General features: G+C 44.2%; 19 protein-coding genes. 16 read left to right on the top strand and 3 right to left on the bottom strand.

The window, feature by feature from the left end:
* Window positions 1-4: 4 nt before the first annotated feature.
* Window positions 5-2050 (bottom strand): glycoside hydrolase family 97 protein, encoded by a 2046-nt coding sequence (locus M2470_RS00985; protein ID WP_280743173.1) that lies wholly within the window; start codon window positions 2048-2050, stop codon window positions 5-7.
* Between the two features lie 157 nt (window positions 2051-2207).
* Between M2470_RS00985 and M2470_RS00990 the strand changes: the two genes are divergently transcribed.
* Window positions 2208-3125, top strand: a complete 918-nt coding sequence (locus tag M2470_RS00990) for a ThuA domain-containing protein (RefSeq protein ID WP_280743172.1) — start codon at window positions 2208-2210, stop codon at window positions 3123-3125.
* 16 nt (window positions 3126-3141) lie between these two features.
* Here the strand turns inward: M2470_RS00990 and M2470_RS00995 are convergent, their stop codons facing one another.
* Complete coding sequence (locus M2470_RS00995) at window positions 3142-3735, bottom strand: HU family DNA-binding protein (protein ID WP_280743171.1); 594 nt, start codon at window positions 3733-3735, stop codon at window positions 3142-3144.
* 323 nt (window positions 3736-4058) lie between these two features.
* Here M2470_RS00995 and M2470_RS01000 point away from each other — a divergent pair, with 323 nt between their 5' ends.
* From M2470_RS01000 to M2470_RS01015, 4 genes are all read left to right on the top strand, one after another.
* Window positions 4059-4304 carry a type II toxin-antitoxin system ParD family antitoxin gene (locus M2470_RS01000; RefSeq protein WP_280743170.1) on the top strand — a complete coding sequence of 82 codons (246 nt, stop codon included), beginning with the start codon at window positions 4059-4061 and terminating at the stop codon, window positions 4302-4304.
* Entirely contained in the window at window positions 4304-4603 is a 300-nt protein-coding gene (locus M2470_RS01005; protein WP_280743169.1) for a type II toxin-antitoxin system RelE/ParE family toxin, read from the top strand. The genes M2470_RS01000 and M2470_RS01005 overlap by 1 nt, the downstream gene beginning before the upstream one ends.
* 77 nt (window positions 4604-4680) lie before the next feature.
* Entirely contained in the window at window positions 4681-5847 is a 1167-nt protein-coding gene (locus tag M2470_RS01010; protein WP_280743168.1) for a TlpA disulfide reductase family protein, read from the top strand.
* A gap of 104 nt (window positions 5848-5951) precedes the next feature.
* Complete coding sequence (locus M2470_RS01015) at window positions 5952-6218, top strand: hypothetical protein (protein WP_280743167.1); 267 nt, start codon at window positions 5952-5954, stop codon at window positions 6216-6218.
* Between the two features lie 47 nt (window positions 6219-6265).
* On the opposite strand, the gene M2470_RS01020 is transcribed toward M2470_RS01015, so the two are convergent.
* The gene (locus M2470_RS01020; protein ID WP_280743166.1) at window positions 6266-7444 is read right to left on the bottom strand and encodes a peptidase E; all 1179 of its coding nucleotides are present in this window, start codon (window positions 7442-7444) and stop codon (window positions 6266-6268) included.
* A 195-nt stretch (window positions 7445-7639) separates the two neighbouring features.
* Between M2470_RS01020 and M2470_RS01025 the strand changes: the two genes are divergently transcribed.
* From M2470_RS01025 to M2470_RS01075, 11 genes are all read left to right on the top strand, one after another.
* Complete coding sequence (locus M2470_RS01025) at window positions 7640-8440, top strand: IclR family transcriptional regulator (protein WP_280743165.1); 801 nt, start codon at window positions 7640-7642, stop codon at window positions 8438-8440.
* Window positions 8441-8454: 14 nt separating this feature from the next.
* Complete coding sequence (locus tag M2470_RS01030) at window positions 8455-10230, top strand: YVTN family beta-propeller repeat-containing protein (RefSeq protein WP_280743164.1); 1776 nt, start codon at window positions 8455-8457, stop codon at window positions 10228-10230.
* Window positions 10231-10243: 13 nt separating this feature from the next.
* The gene (locus tag M2470_RS01035; protein WP_280743163.1) at window positions 10244-11338 is read left to right on the top strand and encodes an endoribonuclease L-PSP; all 1095 of its coding nucleotides are present in this window, start codon (window positions 10244-10246) and stop codon (window positions 11336-11338) included.
* A gap of 32 nt (window positions 11339-11370) precedes the next feature.
* On the top strand, window positions 11371-12069 hold the full coding sequence (locus M2470_RS01040) for a hypothetical protein (protein ID WP_280743162.1): 699 nt from the start codon (window positions 11371-11373) through the stop codon (window positions 12067-12069).
* 29 nt (window positions 12070-12098) lie between these two features.
* On the top strand, window positions 12099-15491 hold the full coding sequence (locus tag M2470_RS01045) for an SUMF1/EgtB/PvdO family nonheme iron enzyme (protein WP_280743161.1): 3393 nt from the start codon (window positions 12099-12101) through the stop codon (window positions 15489-15491).
* A gap of 10 nt (window positions 15492-15501) precedes the next feature.
* Window positions 15502-17853, top strand: a complete 2352-nt coding sequence (gene ccsB / locus M2470_RS01050) for a c-type cytochrome biogenesis protein CcsB (protein ID WP_280743160.1) — start codon at window positions 15502-15504, stop codon at window positions 17851-17853.
* Between the two features lie 42 nt (window positions 17854-17895).
* Complete coding sequence (locus tag M2470_RS01055; protein ID WP_280743159.1) at window positions 17896-18210, top strand: hypothetical protein; 315 nt, start codon at window positions 17896-17898, stop codon at window positions 18208-18210.
* A 90-nt stretch (window positions 18211-18300) separates the two neighbouring features.
* A complete protein-coding gene (locus M2470_RS01060) occupies window positions 18301-19308 on the top strand; it encodes a dihydroxyacetone kinase subunit DhaK (protein ID WP_280743158.1) in 1008 nt (335 codons plus the stop codon).
* A gap of 3 nt (window positions 19309-19311) precedes the next feature.
* Window positions 19312-19947 carry a DAK2 domain-containing protein gene (locus M2470_RS01065; protein WP_280743157.1) on the top strand — a complete coding sequence of 212 codons (636 nt, stop codon included), beginning with the start codon at window positions 19312-19314 and terminating at the stop codon, window positions 19945-19947.
* 46 nt (window positions 19948-19993) lie between these two features.
* Entirely contained in the window at window positions 19994-20866 is an 873-nt protein-coding gene (lsrF, locus tag M2470_RS01070; protein WP_280743156.1) for a 3-hydroxy-5-phosphonooxypentane-2,4-dione thiolase, read from the top strand.
* Between the two features lie 217 nt (window positions 20867-21083).
* Complete coding sequence (locus M2470_RS01075) at window positions 21084-23615, top strand: COR domain-containing protein (RefSeq protein ID WP_280743155.1); 2532 nt, start codon at window positions 21084-21086, stop codon at window positions 23613-23615.
* Window positions 23616-23700 lie beyond the last annotated feature (85 nt).

Raw genomic sequence — 23700 nt, forward strand, 5'->3', positions numbered from 1 at the left:
TAGATTATTTCACCCGATAGATACGTGCTGTCCAGCCGCCTCCAGGGTACATTTTTACGGTTTTCTTGTCTTTTGCGCTGATGCGGACAACTTCCCGTTTGTAATCCGTTGCTTCTACGTCCGAATTGATACCATCCATAAATATCTCGGCTTCGTAACTTCCATTGCTGTCTAAGAAAGAAAAGTCGATTGTTTTTTCACGCTCTGTCCAGTTTGTCATTGCTCCTACAAACCAAATGTCGTCTTTCTTACGTGCCATAACGATATATTCGCCCACTTCGCCATCCAATACAACTGTCTCTTCAAATACAGTTGGTACTTTAGCAATGAAATCTGTGCATTCCTGCTCGCGCATATAAGATGTCGGACTGTCTGAAAGCATTTGCAAAGGAGCCTCATAAATGGTGTACATAGCCATTTGATGTACCCGTGTTCCCTGGCTCATCGGATGGTCGTTGATTGAACGAAACGTTGCACGCGTTGCATTCTTCATCGCTCCAGGTGTATAATCCAGCGGACCTGCCAGCATACGGATATAAGGAATAGTCACATCGTAGCGCGGAGCATCATCCTTGATTTGCCCGTACATAGTGGGTGCCCATTTAAAGTTCTCCAATCCTTTTACGCCTTCAAAGTTTACAATGTTCGGATATGTACGCTGTATGCCTGTAGCCTTCATTCCATGCAAATCGAGCAGCAGTTTATTGTCGGCAGCTGCCTTGGCTATTTTATACATGGAGCGATTCATCTTCTGGTCGTCGCTATCAAGGAAGTCTACTTTAAATCCTTTCACTCCCATAGCGGCATAATGCGGAAATACCTGATCCATCTCCTGATCCATCAAAAACCAGGGAGCCCAAAGAATAACATCCACCTTTTTTTGCTTTCCATGAGCGATAATCTCTTTCAGGTCAATTGCAGGATTACATTCCATCAATGTGGGCGATTTCCAGCTGGTATTATCGCTTCCGCTCCAACCGGCATCGATGATGATATATTCCAACTGGTTTGCTGCTGCGAAATCAATGAAATACTTGTATGTAGGCGTATTCATACCAGCTTTAAAATCTACATGGCTCAGGTTCGTTGTATTCCACCAGTCCCATGCCACCTTTCCTGGTTTGATCCACGATACATCCTTAATCCGCGAGGGGGATGCCAGCTTCTGTGCCATATCGTTATTGGCCAGTTCCGTATCCTTCTCACTGATTACAACGGCACGCCAGGGGAATGTTCGTTTGCCCTTTGTCTGTGCAATATAATTGGCACGCTTGGTTGCGATGAAGTTAAGTTCCCGATATCCACCCATTTTTCCTTCTGATGGGTAAGGAGCAAATGCCCCTTTCAGGCTGTTCTTGCTATTAGGGTTACTTATCAGAAACAATCCGGGATAATCTTCCGTATCACTATCCATTAAAGCAGCTTTCTTTCCATTTCCAAGATCAACTAATAAAGGAACAATAGACAGGGAATCCTTTTTTATTTCGGATAACTTGATTTCGTCATAAAAAGACTCGAATGAAAAGGAATAGCGTTCCCCATCGCGCATATCGTTGATGTAAGGAACGAAGGCTTTGTAATTGCCATCAAAACTGAAAGTTGTCAGTTCATCTGTAATTGTCAGCTCTTCCTTGCGGTTTGTGTGGAAGCGATAGGAAACGCCATCGTCATACACGCGGAATTCAACACTGAAGTTGCCCCGGCATTGCAGTATCAACTGATTATAACGATCTGTTACCCGGCTCTTTTTATAGAAAGGTGTCTCGAAAGAGCTGTCTACAAACTGACGGGTAACCTTTGATACACGTACATTCTCACCCAGTACTTCGCCTGTAGAGAGTGTCATAGATATGGCTGAAGGTACGATCACTTTTGTGTTTTCGTGATTGGCCTGCCAGGTCAGTTCCGAACCGGCAGAGACTACAACTTCAATTTTTCCGTCGGGAGATTTAACAGGATACGTTTTAGCCGATTGGGCATTCACACAAGAAACAACAAATAAGCAAAGTAAAACCAGAAAACTTGTCCGGTTTTTACAGAAATTAATCATAATTACTCTTATTACAGGTTTATACTCATAGTCTGTCTTTTCTGATAATAGCGACAGCTTTTACTCGCAGCAAATATAGTGAGATTCTCTTATTCATCTGTATTTTCAAATTATTTTATTACATTTGCCACTCAAGTATTAATTAATCAATAGAAAGATGAAAACCCTATTCTCAGGTAAATCAGTATTTATGTTCATGTTTTCGATCTTGATGGCCTGTACCGTTTCTGCTAGAAAGCCAATTAAAACGTTACTTATAACCGGGCAAAATAACCACAACTGGCAGGTAAGCCACATTGTGCTGAAGGATATTCTGGAAAATTCAAGAATGTTTAAAGTAGATCTGGCTGTTTCTCCGGAAAAAGGACAGGACATGTCGAATTTCATTCTCGACTTCAAACCCTATTCTCTGGTGGTGCTTGACTACAACGGCGACTCATGGCCGGAAGAAACAAAGAATGCCTTTGTAGAATACGCTCAGAATGGCGGTGGCATTATCGTATACCATGCGGCTGATAATGCCTTTCCCAACTGGTATGAGTTCAATAAAATCATCGCTTTGGGCGGTTGGGAAGGACGTAACGAAAACTCCGGACCCTATGCCTATTGGCACGAAGGAGAGTTGATTAAAGACACTTCGCCCGGTAACGGAGGTTCGCACGGACGCCAACATGAATACATGCTGACAGCCCGCGACAGCGAACACCCTATCACCAACGGATTGCCTAACCGCTGGGCACATGCGCAAGACGAACTGTACGACCGCATGCGTGGCCCTGCCAATATTGCAAACCTGTTGTTCACTTCCTACTCTGATAAAGAAACAGGAGGATCCGGACGCGAAGAACCGATGATATTTACCGTAGATTATGGAAAAGCCCGCATATTCCACACCATGCTGGGACATTGCGGACCTACATACGACAACAATCCCGCCATGCAATGTACCGGTTTTCAGGTAACACTGCTGCGTGGAGCCGAATGGGCAGCAACCGGCAAAGTAAAACAAAAAGTGCCGAAAGACTTCCCAACCTCTTCCTATCTAACCTATCGCTACGATTATAAAGCACCTTGAGGGGTGCTTTTTTTTGCTATTCAGCAAGCAAATAAACGAAAGACTTTCCGCTTCTGATCCGGTGCAGCTTCCCTGCCTCTGTCAGCATTTGCAGGTCCGCCAGTGCCACATGGCGGCTACAGCCATTCAGCGACATAGCGCCCGACGAGTTGATATACGAATACTCCCTCAGATGTGCCAGTATCTGTTTCTGGCGCTGTTCCGGCATCTCCTCGGAACTTCTGCGCTTTTCCTCTTCCAGCTCGGCATTGTTGCGCAACAACCTCTTTAGCTTGGGAGCACAGCGGAAGCCCACCGTATCAACCGCTACAGCTGTTTCCGGCCTTCCTCTCTCATTCACAATCGTTTTACTTCTCAGTGTAGGATAAAAATGTCCCAATCCGTCCAGCTCTATCATACTTCCGTCTGCCAGGTAAATACCCATCCAAAACTGAAACGAATCCAGCACCCCTTTCACGTCCGCCGAAGACAGCGAACTCCGTGCCGAAATCAGCTTACAAAGCTTCTCCATATCCACTTTTGAATCGTAAGACACCCGCGCGTGCTGCGCCTTTTTCTCTTCTCTCCCCGGAGGCACCGGGTTCTCATGCAATACATACTTCAATGCCATTTCAATCATTTGTTAAGGTTTATAATATCCCACAACTGTAGAACACATGTTCAACAATAGTAGAACATAAGTTCAACAACTGTAGAACACGTGTTCAACAACTGTGGGACGATAATTAAATCCGCCGCAAAGTTCGCCATCACCCCCTTACCCACCAAACAAAACCGCCCCCAATATCGCAACCTTCCTAATCCTTTTCCCCACTTTTTGCAAAAAGCGCGTAGAGACCGTCTGCTTATTTGGTTTCAAGCATAAAAATCTTGATTTTTTTTGATGTTATACCAAGAATTGGTATATTTGATGAAAAATTGAAATATAAGACTATGGCACGAAATACGTCGATTCTGTTAGGCGATTATTTTAATAATTTTGTTAATGAACAAGTCGCATCGGGAAAATACACATCTGTAAGTGAAGTTGTAAGAGCAGCTTTGAGAATCTTTGAGCAAGAAGAAAACAAGGCTAAAACCATTGTGAATGAGCTGAAAGCAGGTGAAAATAGTAAGATGATTAAAAATTTTGACAGAGAGAAACATTTAAAAGAACTCCATGCTAAACACTTAAAATAATGATCCGGTATATTATAAGTGAAGAAGCTCGTAGAGATATTGAAAATATTTGGCTTTATACATTAGATAATTGGTCTTTAGAACAAGCAGATAGGTATTACAATTTGATTATTGACGAAATCGAATATATTTCAGTGAATTTTGAAGCAGGACGTGATTTTAGTAATATCAGAGAGGGTTATAGATATTCAAAAGTTAAATCGCATTTGATTTTCTACAAGAAATCTAAAGATGGAAAAGTTGAAATTATCAGAATTTTGCATGAAAGAATGGATATTGAGAACCGGTTAAATAATTAGAATACTACTACTATATTTATTTGGAAATTAGGGATATTTTCTTAGTTTTGTTGCAATATTTACGAAAGAATACCCTAATGAAAACACATTTACCCCTCTTTGTCTTAATCTGTTGTGTGTTGTTTGGTTGCGGGAGTAAGGGCAACGAAGTTGTAATCGAAGGATTTATCGCTGGTCTGGAAGACGGGGTGGTTATGACCTTGAATCAGCCGGAGGGGAGGACGGTTGTTCCAATTGGGTCTGATACTGTGAAGAATCAAACATTTATGTTTTCTTATATAGATTCGGTACCTCAACCGAAACGTTTGACGATTATGTCTATGGGTGAGGGGTTTCCGCCTACCTGGCTTGATATATGGGTGGAACCGGGAGCTAAGGTGAAAATCACAGGTGAAGATAAACTGCTAAGGACATGGGGTGTAAACAGTAATGTAAAGGAGCAGAAGGAGTGGAACGCATTTGCTGCCCTGACCAAAGAATATACCAGGCAGACACAAGCCATCATGCGCGATGCGTATGCTTTGTTTGAAGAAATGGATGCTAATCCCGACAAGAGCACGGAATTACGGGCTCAAATACGGGTATTATACGCACAGAATGATTCGCTGGAAAATTTAATTAGAAATGAGGAAGTCAAACAACTTGAAAAAGGGAATACCGGTTCCGCATGGCTTAACAAACTTTATTCCCAAAGCATGGCGTATCGTTATATGGAATCGTATCCTTATGAGGATGTGCTGCGTAGCTTGGCCACAACAATGACGGACGATCAGAAGAATAGCGATATGGGGAAGACTATCCTATCCAATCTGAATCCTCCTACAGTAGTGAAAGAAGGCGATGAAATGGCGGATACCGAGCTCTATGATGTGAATGACCAACTGCACCATTTGGCTGATTATAAAGGAAAATATATCTTATTAGACTTCTGGTCTGCCGGCTGCGGACCTTGCATTGCCGCCATACCCGAAATGAAGGAAATCTCAGAACAATACAAAGATAAACTAACGGTAATCAGCATCAGTTCAGACTCTAAAGACCTGTGGAAGAAGACTTCCGCAGAAAAAGACATCACCTGGATAAACCTGAACGACTTTAAACTGACAGAAGGAATCTTCATGAACTACGGCGTAACCGGCATCCCTCATTACGCAATGATCTCTCCCGAAGGCATCCTCCAAACCTACTGGTTCGGATACGGCAAAGGCAGCCTACATGCCAAAATGAAAGAGTTGGTGAAATAAAAAGTACATTCTTATATAGTCCGTCAGGACTATCTTCCCGGTATTTCAAGATAGGTTTAGGTGATAATACGAATGAATGCCATATATTTGTTGATATATATAATATGGGAACTACATGGATTATGAAAACTATATCAGAATATTGGGAGTCATATAATAGTCTTGTTGATATGATTGAAGATGAAGGTATTAAGAAATCATTGAAAGATGCACAACTTTATCTAAATGGTCTTACTGATGGGTGGTATGGTTTTTTGAATGAGTTTGAGAAAGTAATTGTCACAAATAGTAACAACCTTACCCCTGAACAACAAAAATTAGCAACTTTCCTGATCAAAGATTTGAAATACAACTTAGAGCATAGGTATTAAAAACACTTTTTGTCTTACACACAAGACAATATGGGGTGTTGTTACTCTCAATTCAATTTTTCTTCAGCACGTTTAATGATAATTTCAGCCTTTTCTCTGAATGTGACTTCACTTTCTAATACTGTTTCACCACCAATATCTTCTCCTATACTTGTCCATACGCCGTTGTGGTTATAAAAGTACCACAACCCATAGCCAAAAGAATCAAGATAAGCATCATTTACAACTCCGGCTATTTTATTGTTATATAGAAATATTATGGGCACATTAATCTCCAATTTCTTGTTTTTTTTCGATTCATCTATGTCCGGATTATTTAGTTGAGTAGTCTTGATTTCCATTACATACGCGTTTAGTGGAGAGTATGAGTCATTGACATCTAATAAATTATTTATATTCTTGTTTACAGACAGAGAAGAGTAAGAACCTTCCGGAAGAGCATTTTTTCTCAATAAAATTCTGGAATTCAGTTTTTGAGATTTTATTTTTCCTTTCTCAATATTCACAAAATAGGAATTATGATTATCGCTTTGACTAACGAACTCTACTGCTTTTCCATTTTTGAAAAGTATTCCTGCCAATTCATCATTGGCATATCCAAAAGGTATTTGTTTTTCTATTATCATCCGGTGATATAAGTCTCTTCTGTTTTCTTGTGAATAGTGAGGGCAATTACTATAAGGTAAAACACCAAGTCCATCAACGACACTTAAGTTGACAGGTCTGGAATCGCTGATTCCATTTTGGAACCAGCATATCGAACCTGCGCTTCCTCCTGCTACGATTATTCCTTTATTTAATGCATCTTTCAGGATAACATCTATCCCTTGCGCTTTCCAAATACCAAGCATATTTAATGTATTACCTCCGCCAACCACAATAGCGTCTGTATTAAGTAAAATATCTTCAAACGATTGATTTTTTTCTGAAGAACTCACCCAAACTTTGAGAATAACAGTGTCTAATTTCAATGTATTACAAATGTATCCCCAATATTTAATGTTATCCTGATTGTCGGCAGCTGCAGTCGGCAGATAACAGATTCTCGGGCTTTCTTTTTTTGTCAAATCAGCTATATATTCAACCATTTTCAAGTTAATATCACCTCCCCAAATAAAAATAGTTTCATTTTTTTTGTTGTTATTTTGCTGCGCTTTTACATTTTCTATCCCAGCTGTAAAAAGCATTACAAGTGTAAGAAAAGTTAAAATTGTTCGTTTCATCATGGCGTTTGTTTTATTAATAAGGCAAATTTAGCAAATATCTGTAACATCACCAGATTATTCCTGCATGGAAATGGTGGCTGTAGCGAATTTTCTATTTATGCTATAAAGCATACTTAACGAATTTTTAGACATTAGGCTCTTATGTTTATTGGGTGAGTGATATATTTGATTCAAATCTGAAACTTTGTTTCAAATATGGAAAACACACTTTCAAATCTGGAAAAAACAGAGGAGAATTATAAGGTACCTAATCTGGAAAAGGGTATTGCTGTATTGGAGTATTTATCGCTCCAAGCAGCCGGTGAGACCTTGCAGGATATCAAAACATCTCTGGATATTTCACAGACAACGGCTTATCGTATTCTGAATACCTTGGTTCGCCTGGGGTATCTTCTGTATAATGAGGATACCAAACGGTATAAATTATCCCGAAAATTACTGACACTTGGTTATCGTTCACTAAATGAGCATAACCTAATGGAGACTGTCTTGCCCCGATTGCGTGAGTTGCGCGACCGGATCAAGGAAACAGCCTGTTTTGGCGTGTTGGGCAGTACGAAAGGGATCTTTATTGAGCAGGCGCAGGGGCATCATACCTTTCGCTTTGTGCTTTCACCGGGTAAACCGTTTGAATTGCATTGTTCGGCTCCGGGAAAGGCTATCATGGCCTATCTGCCAGATACGGTGTGTAACAGGTATCTGGGTTTTATGGAGTTTACCCGTTTTAATGAACGTACCATCACCAGCCGGGAGGTCTATTTGAAAGAGTTGGAAAAGGTTCGGGATTACGGGTATGCTGTTGATAATGAGGAGGAATTGAGTGGTGTTATATGCGTAGGCGCTCCTGTATTCAATTATACGGGCTATCCTTGCGGGGCGGTCTGGATTTCGGGGCCTAAAGACAGGCTTAGCCAAGCAGCCATCAAGGAGTCGGCAATGCATATCAAGGAGATAACGGGACAAATATCAGCAGAGTTAGGGTATTGCAAAAGATAGTTTAAAGATAGACCATGAAGATTGTTCAATATATGCGAAGAGGCCTGTTGGCAAGTTTGTTAGCCTGTAGTTCTTTGTTGTTTGCAGCAGCAGATAGTGTTCCGTTTTTTACCACCGGTATAGCCATCAACAAAGAAGGGGAATTATTGCTTTCCCAGAAGGGAGTCAAGCGGGTAGATGTGTTTTCAGCGGATGGATCGAAGCTTTTAAGGTCGTACCCAATGGATGAAACACCTACCGGTTTGATACTGGATGAAGAGAAAGCATATGTTACTACTTTTGATAAGAAAGGTTGCCTTCAGGTATTGAATCTGGAGTCGGGTAGGGTAGAAGCAGTTATTCCGACAGGTTCGGGAGCCTGTTCTCCGCTTTTCGGCGCTGACGGAAAGACCATTTATGTCTGTAATCGCTTCTCCGGTACGGTAAGCGAAATAAATATGGAAAACCACCAGGTAGCCCGGTCTGCGAAAGTACTTCGCGAACCGGTCGCTGCCGTATTCAGCAAAGATGGGAAATACTTGTTTGTGGCAAACTTCCTTCCGGCTCAACGGGCGGATGTAGATCATGTAACTGCCTGTGTATCGGTAATAGATATGGCAAGCTTTAAGAAAGTAAAAGATATTCGCCTGGCCAATGGCAGCAACGCTTTACGAGGAATTTGCATTTCACCCGACGGGCAGTATGTCTATGTGTCGCACAATCTGGGGCGGTATACGGTACCTACTTCCCAGTTGCTGCAAGGGTGGATGAATACAAGCGCCTTTAGCATTATTGATGTAAAAAAACAGGAGTTTCTGGGCTCTGTATTGGTAGACGAACCGGAACGGGGTGCTGCCGGTATCTGGAGCATAGACTGCGACGAAGAACAGCTCTACATCACCCATTCCGGCACGCATGAGGTTAGTATTATCGACCATCAGGCCATGCTGCGGAAATTTACAGCCTATCCTGATAAGTCTGCTCTAGAATATGACCTTCGTTTTTTGCATGGTCTGCGAGAACGTGTACCTTTGCAAGGGAATGGTCCGAGGGGACTGTTAGTGGCAAAAGGAAAGCTTTTTATTCCGACTTATTTTGCAGACATACTGAATATCGTAGATATAAAGACACATCTGGCAGATGCCGTGGAGATGAATCCCGGGCGGGTAGAGTCTCGCGAACATAAGGGGGAAAAGTATTTCAACGATGCCACCAAGTGCTTTCAGGAATGGCAAAGCTGCAATGGCTGCCATCCCGGAGACGGACGGATGGACGCGATGAATTGGGACTTAATGAACGATGGCGTAGGTAATTCAAAGAATTGTAAGAGCCTTTTGTACAGCCATGTTACCCCTCCGAGTATGATATCCGGTATCCGTGCTTCGGCCGAGATAGCCGTACACGCAGGCTTTACGCACATTCAGTTCTATAATATAGACGAAGAAAGCGCCTTTTGTGTAGACGATTACCTGAAATCGCTTCGCCCTGTACCCAGTCCATATCTGGTGAATGGTACCTTGTCGGACAAAGCGAAAGAAGGCCGGAAGGTGTTTGAAAACCATCAGTGCGGAAGCTGCCACAGTGGCCCTTACTATACGGATATGAAGATGCATCGTATAGGCGAAGATATTGAATTTGAACAAGGCTGGGATACGCCTACCCTGATTGAAGTATGGCGTACGGCTCCTTATCTGTTTGACGGACGTGCCGCTACGATGGAAGAAGTTTTTGAAGTGCATAAACATGGTATACGGAAAAAGATAACAAAAAAAGAAATAGAAGCCCTTACTGAATACGTAAACTCATTATAACAGAGGAGGATTGATGAATTATTGTGACAAGATAAAGTATAGAATCTATTCAACAGAGAAAGCTGATTTCCCGCTGATGGTTGAAAATCTGTTGAAGCAACTACCCGAGGGGGAGGCTGTTTTGCGTCTTGCCTTTTTAGGAACCCCAACTACCAACGAAGAATACATAACCCGCCGTTCCATTTTGTGGGAGAAGGTATCGCAGGATTACGGAGAGAATAAACCCTGCCTGTCGTATGTATCCCAACCTCCGCTGAATGCTTCCCTGATATTGGAAGTACACAGCTATATACCGGAAGCGGAAGATACTGTTAGTTACCGGCAGATCAAGGGGCATCCCTATGTTGTATTGGAAAATACAGAGGGGCGTTTCCTGTTTGCAGGAGGTTTTCAGACTGATGTGATCAAGCTGCCGATAGAAGTACAGTCTGTAGAAGTCTTCAAAGAAATAGATGAATTGCTGCAACTGGAAGGTTTCCTTATCAACAGCATTATACGCCAATGGAATTATATAGAACAGATTACAGCCTATCAGAACGATAATCAGAACTACCAGAGCTTCAACAATGCACGTGGAGATTTCTACGCAAAAACGGACTGGCCCAACGGCTATCCAGCAGCAACGGGTATTGGAGCCAACCTGGGAGGAATTCTGGTAGACCTGGATGCAGCGGTATTCAAGTCGGAAAGCGCCTTTGCAACCCCCATTGACAATAAGTTGCAAGTAGCGGCACATGCCTATTCGGAGAAGGTATTGGAGCATGCGCAAAAGAAGAAAGCAACTCCCAAATTTGAACGGGCAAAGAGCATGACGTTTGCCGACAGGCGCTTGGTTTATATATCCGGTACGGCAGCCATTCGCGGAGAGGAAAGCCTGAAAGGAGTAGGCTTGGAGAGACAGCTGCATATCACGATGGAAAATATCGGTCAACTTACAGGCGGCGCTCCTCTTGTGATGCTTCGTGTGTACTTGAAAGACAAGTCTGATTATGAACTCTCCAAACAGTTGATGGATGCATACAACCTGCAGATCCCCATATCCTATATGTGCGCCGATGTGTGCCGAGATGAACTGTTGATTGAAATAGAAGGAATCGCGATAGAATAATAGATATAATAGACCTAATAAAATTAATGGGAATGAAAAAACTATCTTATTTGAAAACTCTTGCAGTGGGGGCATTGGCTCTTTCACTGGTGACTTGTACGGGAAAGACAGCATCTGAAATAAGTGATGCGGGAATGATAAATCAAAAAAATCAGAAAGAAATGAAGTATGTGAAAAAGTACACAAATGCCGATTTTTATACCGACGGCAAATTTAATGAAGCGATTGCCATAGAGGCATTCAAGGATATGTTTGAATTCTATGGAGTGCCCTTTACTCCTCTGATGGAGAAAGATATGTGGGTGGTGGACTTCGGCTTGGGCGATTTTGAGAATGTAGGTATGGGAGGTATCTTCTGGGTGAATGATGCGGAGCATAACTATTTTGCGCATGCTATCTACTTGCTGCCGGGACAGATGATACCGGAGCATGCACACGTACGGACCGAATATGCCCCTAAATTTGAGTCGTGGATGGTAACGAAGGGATGGGCGTATAACTTCTCCGAGATAGGAGATGAAACTCCCGGTGCACCGGCTATTCCGGCTACTCATGGTGCTATTAAAAGCAAGAACTTTGTGGTTCAGAACGTAGGTGAAGTTATTCATCTGAAAAAAGAAGAATCATTCCACTTCCTGATGGCTGGTCCCGAGGGGGCTATTGTAGACGAATGGGCTTCCTATCATGATGGTGCGGGCTTACGCTTCACCAATCCGAAGGCTTCGTTATAACAGACTTTTTTACCTTAAAACGAGCTAGCATGAATAAATACATATGGCTGATACTATTATTCCTGTCTCCATACTGTGTAGCAAAAGCCTCATCAGACATAGGGGCAGGAGATGTACGGAATGTTATAGTCGGCCTGAAAGATACGACCTATTTTGCCTTTGCTCTTGATCAGATTGCATCTGAGAAAAATAAAACCAAGCAACAGAGTGCTTACTATGAACTACTGGGGAAAGCGAAGCAGGTGCGCGACTTGCAAACGGAACTGGAATGGATGAATATAGAAGCTGTCCAGCTGGCCTTTGCCGATATGAAGAAGATCAAAGGCTTTGATGCTGCGAAATACCAGCCCTTGATGGATGAACTGGAACAGCAGGTAAAGAATGGTTTTGACGATATATACAAGTATAAGGATGAGTCGTTATTAAATGCTACCAGGGCAATTGCTAATAAGCGTACAATCCTGTTAGCAAATCCTTTACTCGATATAGATAAGGTAGTAGCGGTTCGCTTTAACCTGGGAGACAGAGACCGGGAGGCAATGGCCCCTTCATTGGGGACACAATCCAACAACTGGAGCAACCAACAATCTGCTGAGCGGGACAAGTCTGATGCCGATATCATCGAACTGTCGAACCTGAGAGGAAGTCTGAAGACACGTTCGGTATTTAAACCTCAGCATAATGCTTCTATAGCCGATCTGAAGCTGCACTGGGACGCCGACCGCGTGATGTTTACTTCCCTGATGCCGGATAAGCGCTGGAATGTATTTGAAGTAAAACTAGATGGTAGCGGCTATAAGCCACTGCTGGAAACAACAGAGCCTGAGTTGGAGTTTTATGATGGAACCTGGCTACCTGACGGACGCATTATAGCCAATAGTAATATAGGATACCAGGGCGTTCCATGTGTGAGCGGGAGCGATCCGGTGGGCAATATGGTATTGTATAACCCTCAGGATAAGAAGATGCGTCGTTTGACGTTCGACCAGGATGCTAACTGGAATCCGGTAATCATGCACAACGGACGTGTGATGTATGTCCGCTGGGAATATACCGACCTTACGCATTACTTCTCGCGCATTGTCATGCACATGAACCCGGACGGGACAGACAACAGAGCCTTGTTCGGCAGCGGGGCGATGTTCCCCAACAGTACATTCGACGTACAGCCGATACCCGGGCATTCCTCTGCTTTTGTAGGTGTTATTTCCGGTCATCACGGAGTAGCCCGTTCAGGACGCCTGATGTTGTTTGACCCAAATAAGGCTCGTAAAGGAGTAGCGGGTATTGTACAGGAAATCCCACATCGTAACCGGGCAGTTATCCCTTTGATAAAGGATGAACTGGTGAATGATGTCTGGCCGCAGTTTATCAAGCCTACACCGCTGAATGACAGCTATTACCTAGTGTCTGCCAAGCTGAATCCCAATGACTTGTGGGGGCTGTACCTGGTGGATGTATTCGACAATGTAACCTGTTTGATTAAAGAAGACGGATACGGATTTATCAGTCCGATAGCCGTAGCTCAGGTAAAGACACCTCCGGCTATTCCCGACCGGGTGAAGCTGGATGATAAAGAAGCAACAGTCTTTATACAAGATATATACGAAGGAGAAGGCTTACGCAATGTACCGCGCGGCACGGTAAAAGAGTTACGCGTGCATGCCTATGAATATGCCTATCTGCATACCGAATCGGACCATTATGCACAGGGTATCCAGAGTGGTTGGGATATCAAGCGCCTGCTGGGAACGGTTCCGGTAGAGGAGGATGGCTCGGCTATCTTTAAGATTCCGGCCAATACGCCTGTCTCTATCCAACCACTGGACGAAGATGGGGCTGCCGTACAATGGATGAGGAGTTGGTTTACTGGTATGCCGGGCGAGATTGTTTCGTGTGTAGGCTGTCATGAAGACCAGAACCAGATACCTGTACCCAAACGGGTAATTGCTTCGCAAAAAGCGCCTGTAAAGCTAAAGCAACCGGAAGGGGGTATCCGTTCGTTTACCTTTGATCTGGAAGTGCAACCGGTGCTCGATCGGGCTTGTGTAGGCTGCCATCATGGTGAGGGCAAAGCCTTTGATCTGCGCGGAGGTAAGAAGGACGAGAGAGGGTACAGCACAGCTTATCTGCAACTGCATCCCTATACGCATCGACAAGGGCCGGAGGCAGATATGATCGTCTTGCAACCCTATGAATACCATCCGAATACCAGTGAATTGGTGCGTCTGCTGAAGACCGGGCACTATAATGTGCAACTAACAGACAGCGAATGGCGGGTGCTTTATAACTGGATTGACTATAATGTGCCGGACAAGGGATATTTCAAGGCCAATCCTTATGATGGCTTCCCGTATAAAGGCTATGACCAGATTGCTCGTCGCATTGAACTGACGGATAAATATGGTTGTGGCTCTGGTGTAGACTGGCAGAAGGAAATAGCCGACTATGCGGCTTATCTGAAAGAACAGGGACCCATTACTCCTGAACTTCCGGTACGGAAACCGCCTGTCAGCGAAAAGAAAGTAAGAGTTCCAGGCTGGCCGCTTCTGGCAGAATCAGCTAAATCTTTACAAGCCGAAGAAAGAAGGACACGCAAGGAGGTTGACCTGGCTCCCGGAGTGGTGATGCGCTTTGTACGAGTGCCCGCCGGACAGTTTGTGATGGGTAGTTACAACGGGGCTGAGGATAACCAGCCAACCGCCAAGGTAAACATCGGCAAGTCGTTCTGGATGGCAGAAATAGAGGTGACGAATGAGCAATACAATGTCGTTTGCCCCGAACACGATAGTCGCTATACAGACCAGCAATGGAAAGATCATACCACACCCGGCTATCCTGCCAATCTACCGGACCAACCCGTAATACGCGTGAGCTATGAAGATGCCCTGGCCTATTGTCAGAAGCTAAGTGAGATGACAGGGGAGAAGGTAAGTCTGCCTACGGAAGCTCAGTGGGAATGGGCCTGTCGTGCCGGAAGTGGAGACGATTTCTGGTTTGGCAACCTGAACAGTGATTTCAGTAAATATGAAAACATGGCGGATGCCCAACTGAACAAGATGGCTGTGATAGGAGTGGATCCGCAGCCCATGTCGAAAGACAACCCCTGGTATCCCTACCAAAGCTATCTACCCAAGGAAGAGAGTGTAGATGACGGGAGTATGATACAGGTAGACTCGAAGAAGTATCAGGCCAATCCGTTTGGCTTATACAGCATGCACGGAAATATAGCCGAATGGACTCGTTCCGACTACCTGCCGTATCCCTATAATGAAAAAGTTAAAACATCTTCAAAATACAAAGTTGTAAGAGGAGGTTCGTATATTGATCGTCCGAAATACGCAACGGCCTATGCGCGTAAAGCCTACTATCCTTGGCAACGCGTTCATAATGTGGGCTTCAGGGTGATTATTGAAGATTAAACAAATGAATATGAAACGTGTAGAAAGACTGGCATCCTCTTATGTAACAACCATTGTTTTATTAATTATTTATGCTTTTGGCTTGGCTATTGCTACCTTTATTGAGAAGTACCATGGTACGGTAGCAGCCAAGACGATTGTGTATTATTCGCCTTTGTTCTTTCTATTACAGTTTCTACTGGTTGTCAACTTTATAGCGGCTTTGCTGAAGTATCGGCTGCTTAAAAGGAAAAAATGGGGCTTTTTGCTGGTACACTTCTCTTTTGTTGTCATTCTGCTGGGAGCTATGATATCCCATCTTTTCGGAGAGGAAGGTGTTTTGCACTTGCGCGAAGGGCATAGCAGCAATCAGATAGAGGTGCAGACCTCCAAAGGGACTCATTATCATACCTTGCCATTCTCGGTAGAGCTGCAGAAGTTTACGCTTACAAGGTATCCCGGTTCGTCCAGCCCTTCGTCTTACGAGAGTAAAGTGCTGGTGCATGTAGACGGGAACACGCAGGAGGCGCTTATTTATATGAACAATGTGTTAGATGTAAAAGGCTATCGCTTCTTCCAGGCATCGTATGACAAGGATGAAAAGGGTACAATTTTGTCTGTCAATAAAGATGTGGCAGGAAGGAATGTTACCTATACAGGCTACTTTTTCCTGACGCTCGGCTTGGTACTTTGTCTTGTCGGACGGAATTCCCGTTTCCGGCAGTTGAGCCGCCGCCTGACTGAAGTACGGAAGACGGCAGCTATCGCTCTCCTGATGCTGTTTGCTGCGGCTTTCCAACTCTCTGCCCGTCCGGAGATGTCTATGGCTGATGCTGTGCAGAAGTTCCCTGTAGATGCTGCGCATGCGGCTCGTTTCGGAGCCTTGCCGATGCAGTCATACAGCGGGCGTATGATGCCTGTAAACACGTTTTCATCGGAAGTTCTTCGTAAATTGCATAAGTCTGAAACACTAGGTAAGCTCAATTCGGATCAGTTTTTGCTGAGCTTGCTGTCTATGCCGGATATGTGGATGCAGGTTCCCTTTATCACACTTCCAAACAAGGAACTGGCTTATTTCTATGATTTGTCGGAAGGCGAATGCTCTTATCTGGAGGCTTTTGACAGCAACGGTAACTATAAACTGCAACAAAAGCTGGAAGAGGCTTACAGCAAGATGCCTGCCCAGCGGAATAAGTTTGATAAAGACCTGATGAAGCTGGATGAACAGATCAATATCCTTTACCAGTTGTTCCATCACCAGATGCTGAACCTTTTCCCCAAAGAAGACGATCCGAACCACAAGTGGTATGCTTCCGGAGACGATCTGACGGCTTTTGCAGGACAAGACTCTATGTTTGTTTCGCGTGTGATGGATTGGTATCTGATGGAGGTGCAGGCTGCCCTGAAAGAAGGAAACTGGGAAAAAGCAGACGAAGTTCTGGATATGATCTCCACCTATCAGCAAGCCAAGAATAAATCACTGGATATAAACCCTAAAAAGATTGAAGCAGAGCTGAATTACAACAAATGGCATATCTTCAACAACTGCAAGAAGTATTACCTGATGCTGGGGGGGATCTTATTAATCTTTTCATTCATCCTATTATTCAAAAAGTCCGGATGGATGGGGTATGTAAAGTGGCTTCTGACGATAGCTGTAGTATTTGTCTTTCTGGTGCATACATCGGGTATGGGATTGCGTTGGTATATAGCCGGATATGCACCTTGGAGCAACTCGTACGAGACAATGGTCTACGTATCCTGGGCTACTGTATTGGGTGGCTTATTATTCATCCGCCGAAGCCCGATCACCTTTGCCCTGGCTACTCTCTTTGGTGGTATTATCCTGTTCGTATCAGGTATGAACTGGATGAACCCCCAGATAAGCCCTTTAGTACCTGTCCTCAAATCCCCCTGGCTGATGTTCCATGTAGCCGTCATCGTTGCGGCTTATGGCTTCTTTGGCATTAGCTTTCTCTTAGGAATCAGCAATCTTATTTTTAGCAGTACGCAGTACGCAGCACGCAGTAAGGAAGAAACTGCCCGTTCTGCGTTCTCCGTTCTGCGTGTTCCGATAATAAAAGAGTTATCTATCGTAAATGAGATGTCGCTATTGATTGGTTTGGCGTTGATGACGGTTGGTACCTTCCTGGGGGCTGTGTGGGCGAATGAGTCTTGGGGGCGTTATTGGGGCTGGGATCCGAAGGAGACCTGGGCTTTGATTACGATGATAGTCTATGCCATTGTGATTCATTTGCGATTGGTGAAAAAGTGGGACAACCCCTGGTTGTTTAACCTGGCATCCGTAATAGCCTTTGCTTCTGTGTTAATGACCTATTTTGGCGTGAATTATTTACTTAGCGGCATGCACTCTTACGGATAATTTTCAACTAAAAAAACAAATATTTTTTCTAAATCTATTATTATGAGAACATTTCATCATCTGGGTATTATTACCAACGAGAAAAAGGAGGGAGCGATGTACAATGAAGTACTGAGCGTATGGCTGACGGATATCAGCCAAAGCCCCAACAAAATTGAGTGGCTGAAGTTTGAAAAGGGAAGCATCCTCCCCGAACTGGTTCAGAAAGAGACACACCTGGCCTATACCGTACCTTCCATCGAAGAAGAACTAAAAGGAAAAAACATCATTTTCCCTCCGATGGTATGCGACGAGCACCTCACAATCGCCTTCATAGAAGAAGAAGGTATCCCCATCGAGATTATGGAAATTAAATAATAACGCAGTACGCAGCACGGAACACGCAGTACGAAGGAGATCTTTCCCGTTCTGCTTTCTTCGTTCTGCGTGTTCCAAAAAAAGAACAACGTGAAAACAAAATTTATAAACAGTACGGAGCGGATTACGCCGGAATTGCTGGAAGGTTATGTGCTTTGTTATCCTGACAAAGTGAAACTGGGGGGTGAGAATATCATTGTTCGCGCCCATTCGAAAGACGAGAAGAAAGTAGCTATTGTAACCTTAGGGGGATCGGGACATGAACCGGCTCTGAGTGGTTTTGTGGGCGAAGGAATGCTGGATTGCTCCGTTGTAGGGGATGTGTTTGCTGCTCCGGGTGCCCAACGCCTTTTCCAGGCTTTGCAACTGATGAAGCGCGAAGCAGGTATCCTCTTGGTGGTATTGAACCATTCGGGTGATGTAATGAGTGCCAATATGGCTTGCCAACTGGCGGAACGTGCCGGTATCAAAGTAAAACAACTGCTTACGCACGACGATATCAGCGCCGGTATTGATGCTCCGAAAGAGGATCGTCGCGGGCTGGCGGGCTGTGTGCCTTTGTTCAAGATATTAGGTGCTGCTGCCGAAGAAGGTAAATCCTTGGATGAATTACTGGAAATAGGCGAGCGTTTCAATAAGAATATCGCTACTCTGGCGGTTGCTACAGGGAAGTGTACACACCCTCAGAACAATGCCCTGATCTCGGATTTGCCTCCCGGTATCATGGAAATAGGTATGGGGCAGCATGGCGAAGGCGGAGGCGGACAAAAGCCTTTGGTGTCGGCAGATGAAACGGCTGCTGAGATGGTAGACCTGCTTTGCAGGCAACTGAAACCCAAGGCCGGAGATAAGCTATTGCTCATTATCAACGGAACAGGAGCTACCACCCAGATGGAGCATAATATCATCTTCAGGAAAGCCTATCAGGAGTTGGAAGCGCGTGAATTGCAGGTGGTATCAAGCCGTATACAGGAAATCCTAACAGTGCAGGAACAAGCTGGTTTCCAGATGATAATGGCTATCCTCGACGAAGATCATATCAATTATCTGAACAACAAGAAAGCGGATGCCCCGTACTGGACAACGATAGGTAAATAACGCATGAAATACCTGACAATAGACCTCTTTAAAGCCATGCTTCAGCGGGCGTTGGAGCATATCCGGGAGCATGAAGACGAATACTCCCGCCTGGATGCTATTCTGGGCGATGGAGATCATGGAACAGCCATGGTTACAGCCTTTTCTGCTGCTGTAAAAGCATCGGAAGGCGCCACGGAGTTCAACTCCATGCTCAACGATATGGGCTTTGGCATCATGCTTGAAACAAGCGGCTCTACCAGTACCTTATTGGGGGCTTTCTTCCTGGGAATGAGCGATCATGCCTCCGGTAACCAATTGGATGCCGGAGCGGTGAAATCGATGTTTTCCGGCGGTTTGGCCAATGTAGAGAAGCAAACGCAGGCTCGCAAAGGCGACAAAACCATGATGGATGCCCTGATCCCGGCCGTAGAAGCCATGCAGGCCTCAGTCTCCGACGATATCAGCGAACTATTCCAAGCAGCAGCAAAAGCAGCGGCAGAAGGAGCAGCCCAAACCGTCCACATGAAAGCCAACTACGGACGCGCCCGCAACTACGGCGAACGCTCCATCGGCCATGCAGACAGCGGCGCCACCTCCTGGAGCGGCATTTTTTGTGCATTTGCACCCCCCAACCCCCTAAAGGGGGGGCATTATTAATATTCATTTCCCCCCCCTTTAGGGGGCGGGGGGTAAACTTATTTTTATGGCAGATTTAGATGATTTAAGAGAAGGTAGCAATTTCGAGATAGGGATGGCTGCCGGCCAACAAGAATACCATGTAAAGGGAGGAGCTAATCTTCCCTGGGGGATGAAAGACCGCTTGTCGCGTATTTTCAATCCGAAAACAGGTCGAACAGTGATGCTAGCTTTCGATCATGGCTTCATCATGGGGCCTACATCAGGTTTGGAGCGTATCGACCTGAGTATCATTCCGCTGATCGAATATGCCGACTGCCTGATGTGTACGCGCGGCATACTGCAATCGGTAATTCCGCCCAACACCAACAAACCGATTTGTCTTCGTTCCGATGCCGGGACAACCATCCTTACAGAGCTGAACGACAACGTGTTGATAGACATTGAAGACGTCATTCGCATGAACGTATCGGCTATGGCAGTGATGCTTTCCATTGGCGATCCTGTATTTGAAGCCAAAACGGTAGCCAACCTCTACAAGGCAGTAGACATGGGAAGCCGCTACAATATTCCGGTGATGGGAGTTACGGCTGTAGGCAAACAAATGACCCGGGATGCCCGCTACTTCGGCCTGGCCTCGCGCATCTGCGCCGAAAACGGAGCCAATATCGTAAAAACCTACTACTGCGAAGGCTTCGAGAAAGTAGCCGCCGCCTGTCCCGTCCCCGTAGTGATAGCAGGCGGAAAGAAGCTCCCCGAAAAAGAAGCCCTGGAGCTCTGCTACAAAGCCATAAACGATGGCGCCTCAGGCGTAGACATGGGCCGCAACGTCTTCCAAAGCACCTCCCCAGCCGCCATGATCCAAGCCGTCCACGCCGTAGTCCACAATAACCTAACCCCCGAACAAGCCTACGAACTCTTCAAAGAAGCCGGAAGTTAGGAGTTGGAAGTTAGAAGTTAGAAAATTCCCCTCTCGAGAGGGGTTAGGGGTGTGTGACGAGCGAAGCAAGCCTTCCAAAGACAACACACCCCCTGCTCATTCTTAAAGGGGAAATTGCTGTTAAACATAAAGACACTTCCCTCAAAGCCATAGAAAAGTACTATTTTGCAAAACTGATTATTTCATACAAATCAACAAACCCTAACATTCATTAAAGATGGATAACGATGCATTCAAAAGACAAGTCAGAAAAGAATTAGAAAAATTAGACAGAGAAGAAATTGTCCATTTTGCTTGGCGATGTGCTGTACGTGCCCTTCCTTTTTTAGGAAGTGAAGGACATTTTGATTTTTGGAAACCAAAGGACAGACAAAAACATTTATATGCGGTATTTTATGCGGTAGATGTAAGTACTGGCCGAGCTGGTGTCGTTGCCGGAGCTGCTGCCGCTAACATCGCTGACACTGCTGCTGCCACCACCACTACCACCGCCACCAGTGCCACCTATGCCGCCAGCGCCATCACCAATGCTGCTTACGCCTCCTACAACAACACCGCCGTCAGCACCGCTAGCATCGTTGCCTCCTATACCTCCAGAGCCGCTAATGGCAAATCATTACAAAACAATATCCAACAATTAATCTTGCAAGATATAAAAACGGGTGGAAGTACAGATATAAAAATATACGGTAAAATATGGGGCAACTTCCAGCAAGCACTAAAAAAAGAAGGTTGTGAATATTGGGGCAAATTATATTCCAATTTATTCGAAAGCGGTTTTGAATTAGATCTGGAAGCGTTTGAAAGACGCATAAATGTACCCGTTGAAATTCGAAATAGGGGAGCAGCAGCTGTTGCCAAGTATCTGGAAGGTATGGAAACGAAAGGTGCTAAAAACCTAAATGAAGCCAGAATTATCATCTTAGGGGATAAAGGAGCTGGCAAAACCTGTCTGGCACGTCGTCTAAAAGACCCGGATGCATTTATGACAGAAGGGCATGAAAGTACCCGGGGAGTAGATACAACCGAATGGCAATTGCCGAACGAACAAATGAATATCCATATATGGGACTTTGCTGGGCATACCGTAACACATGCCGCTCATCAGTTTTTCTTGTCTGAGCGAAGCCTTTATATTATTGTACTAAATGGCAGGAAAGAAGAAGAGCCCGAATATTGGCTCGACCACATGAAAAATTATGGTGGAAATTCCGAAGCTATTATCTTGGTTAATAAGTTTGATAATCATACACCGGATATCCCCATTAATTCATTACGTGATAAATATCCTATCCTTAAAGACAGGGGCTTTTATATCTTTTCCATCGACAAAGACAAAGATGATTTAAATATATTCCGTGAAAGGGTAGCCGAATATATCCGAACCAAACCTTCGTGGAATAACCAACTTATCCCCGAAAACTACTATAACGTAAAAACAGCATTGGAAGAACTGTTTGCCACTACCGGAAAAGAAAATATTAAGAAAGAAGATTTTGAAAAAATCGCCAAAGAAAATGGGGTAGATAATTCGGCGGAACTATTGCAAAACCTACATGCCTTAGGCGTTTGCCTGTGGTATAAAGATATTGAAGAATTCGATACCTTAGTATTGAATCCCGAATGGATAAGCCATGGGGTTTATAAAGTAATTAACTGGGTGCATGAACAAAAAAAACATTCCATTTCTTTGCAACAGTTTAAAGAGGTTTTTTCCGATGAAGATGCTGGGCGTTATCCGGAAAATAAACACAAGGATATCTTTAAACTAATGAAAAAATACGAATTAGCCTATGAATATCGATCGAACGGAGAACGCTGTCTGATTATCCCCCATTTATTGAAGGAAGACCGCCCGGATTCCATACCGGATTACCCGGTAGGCGAAAGCCTGATGCTCCGCTACAAAGCCGACCAACCGCTACCTCCAAATACTATCTCACGCTTTATTGTACGTCACAACGAAGACATACAAAAAATAGGCAAAGGAAACTATCAAGTATGGCGTTACGGTGTAGTATTAGAAGACCAAAAAGGCACAATCGCCTTAGTACGCGAAGAAGACCGCATGATACAAGTATCGATGAAAGGGCCAAATAGAACCGCCTACTTAGATAAACTTCGCAGCACTCTAAATGATATCTTCAATAGCTACAAAAGCGATAAACCGGAATTGCAGTATTGGGTGGAACGCGGCGAAGAATTCCCACAAGAAATAGATAAAAAAAGCCCGCTATGGGTACGTGATCAACAATTACTAAGTCACTATATCAATGAACAACCTTTATATGATTATATATCCAATCAATATATACCGGTTCATATAACTATACATAATTACAATATCACGGCAGAAAGTGTAATAACCGGAGGGGAAGGGAATCTGATAACGCGTAATACATTCAATTTTAAGGATTGTAATATTAATTTACAGGGAGTTTTAAATGATTTAGCAGACTCGTTAAAATACAAAGATTATGCGGAAGAAGCAGAAGAAGTAGAAGAAGTGGTTGCCGCGTTAGAATCTGCTGAAGATTTAAAGACACCGGAGCAGATTAAGAAAAAAGGAATATTAAATAAAGTAAAACGGGTACTTGATGATTTGACGAATGAAGAATCCGACCTCTATAAGAAGGCAGAAAAAATAAAGAAAAGGGTAGAAACAGTTCAAAAAGTAGGGAAAGCTTACAACGATATTGCTCAATGGGTCGGACTGCCTCAAATCCCACGTCCATTATTAGGCGAATGATTAGTTGCTTGAAGGTAGTTCCACTTATTCTTTACTAGTGAAACTCAAAGTTTCACCCGAGAGATCTTAAAGGATCACCGCGATA

The sequence above is a fragment of the Parabacteroides sp. PH5-46 genome, from assembly GCF_029892785.1.
Taxonomy (GTDB): Bacteria; Bacteroidota; Bacteroidia; order Bacteroidales; family Tannerellaceae; genus DFXE01.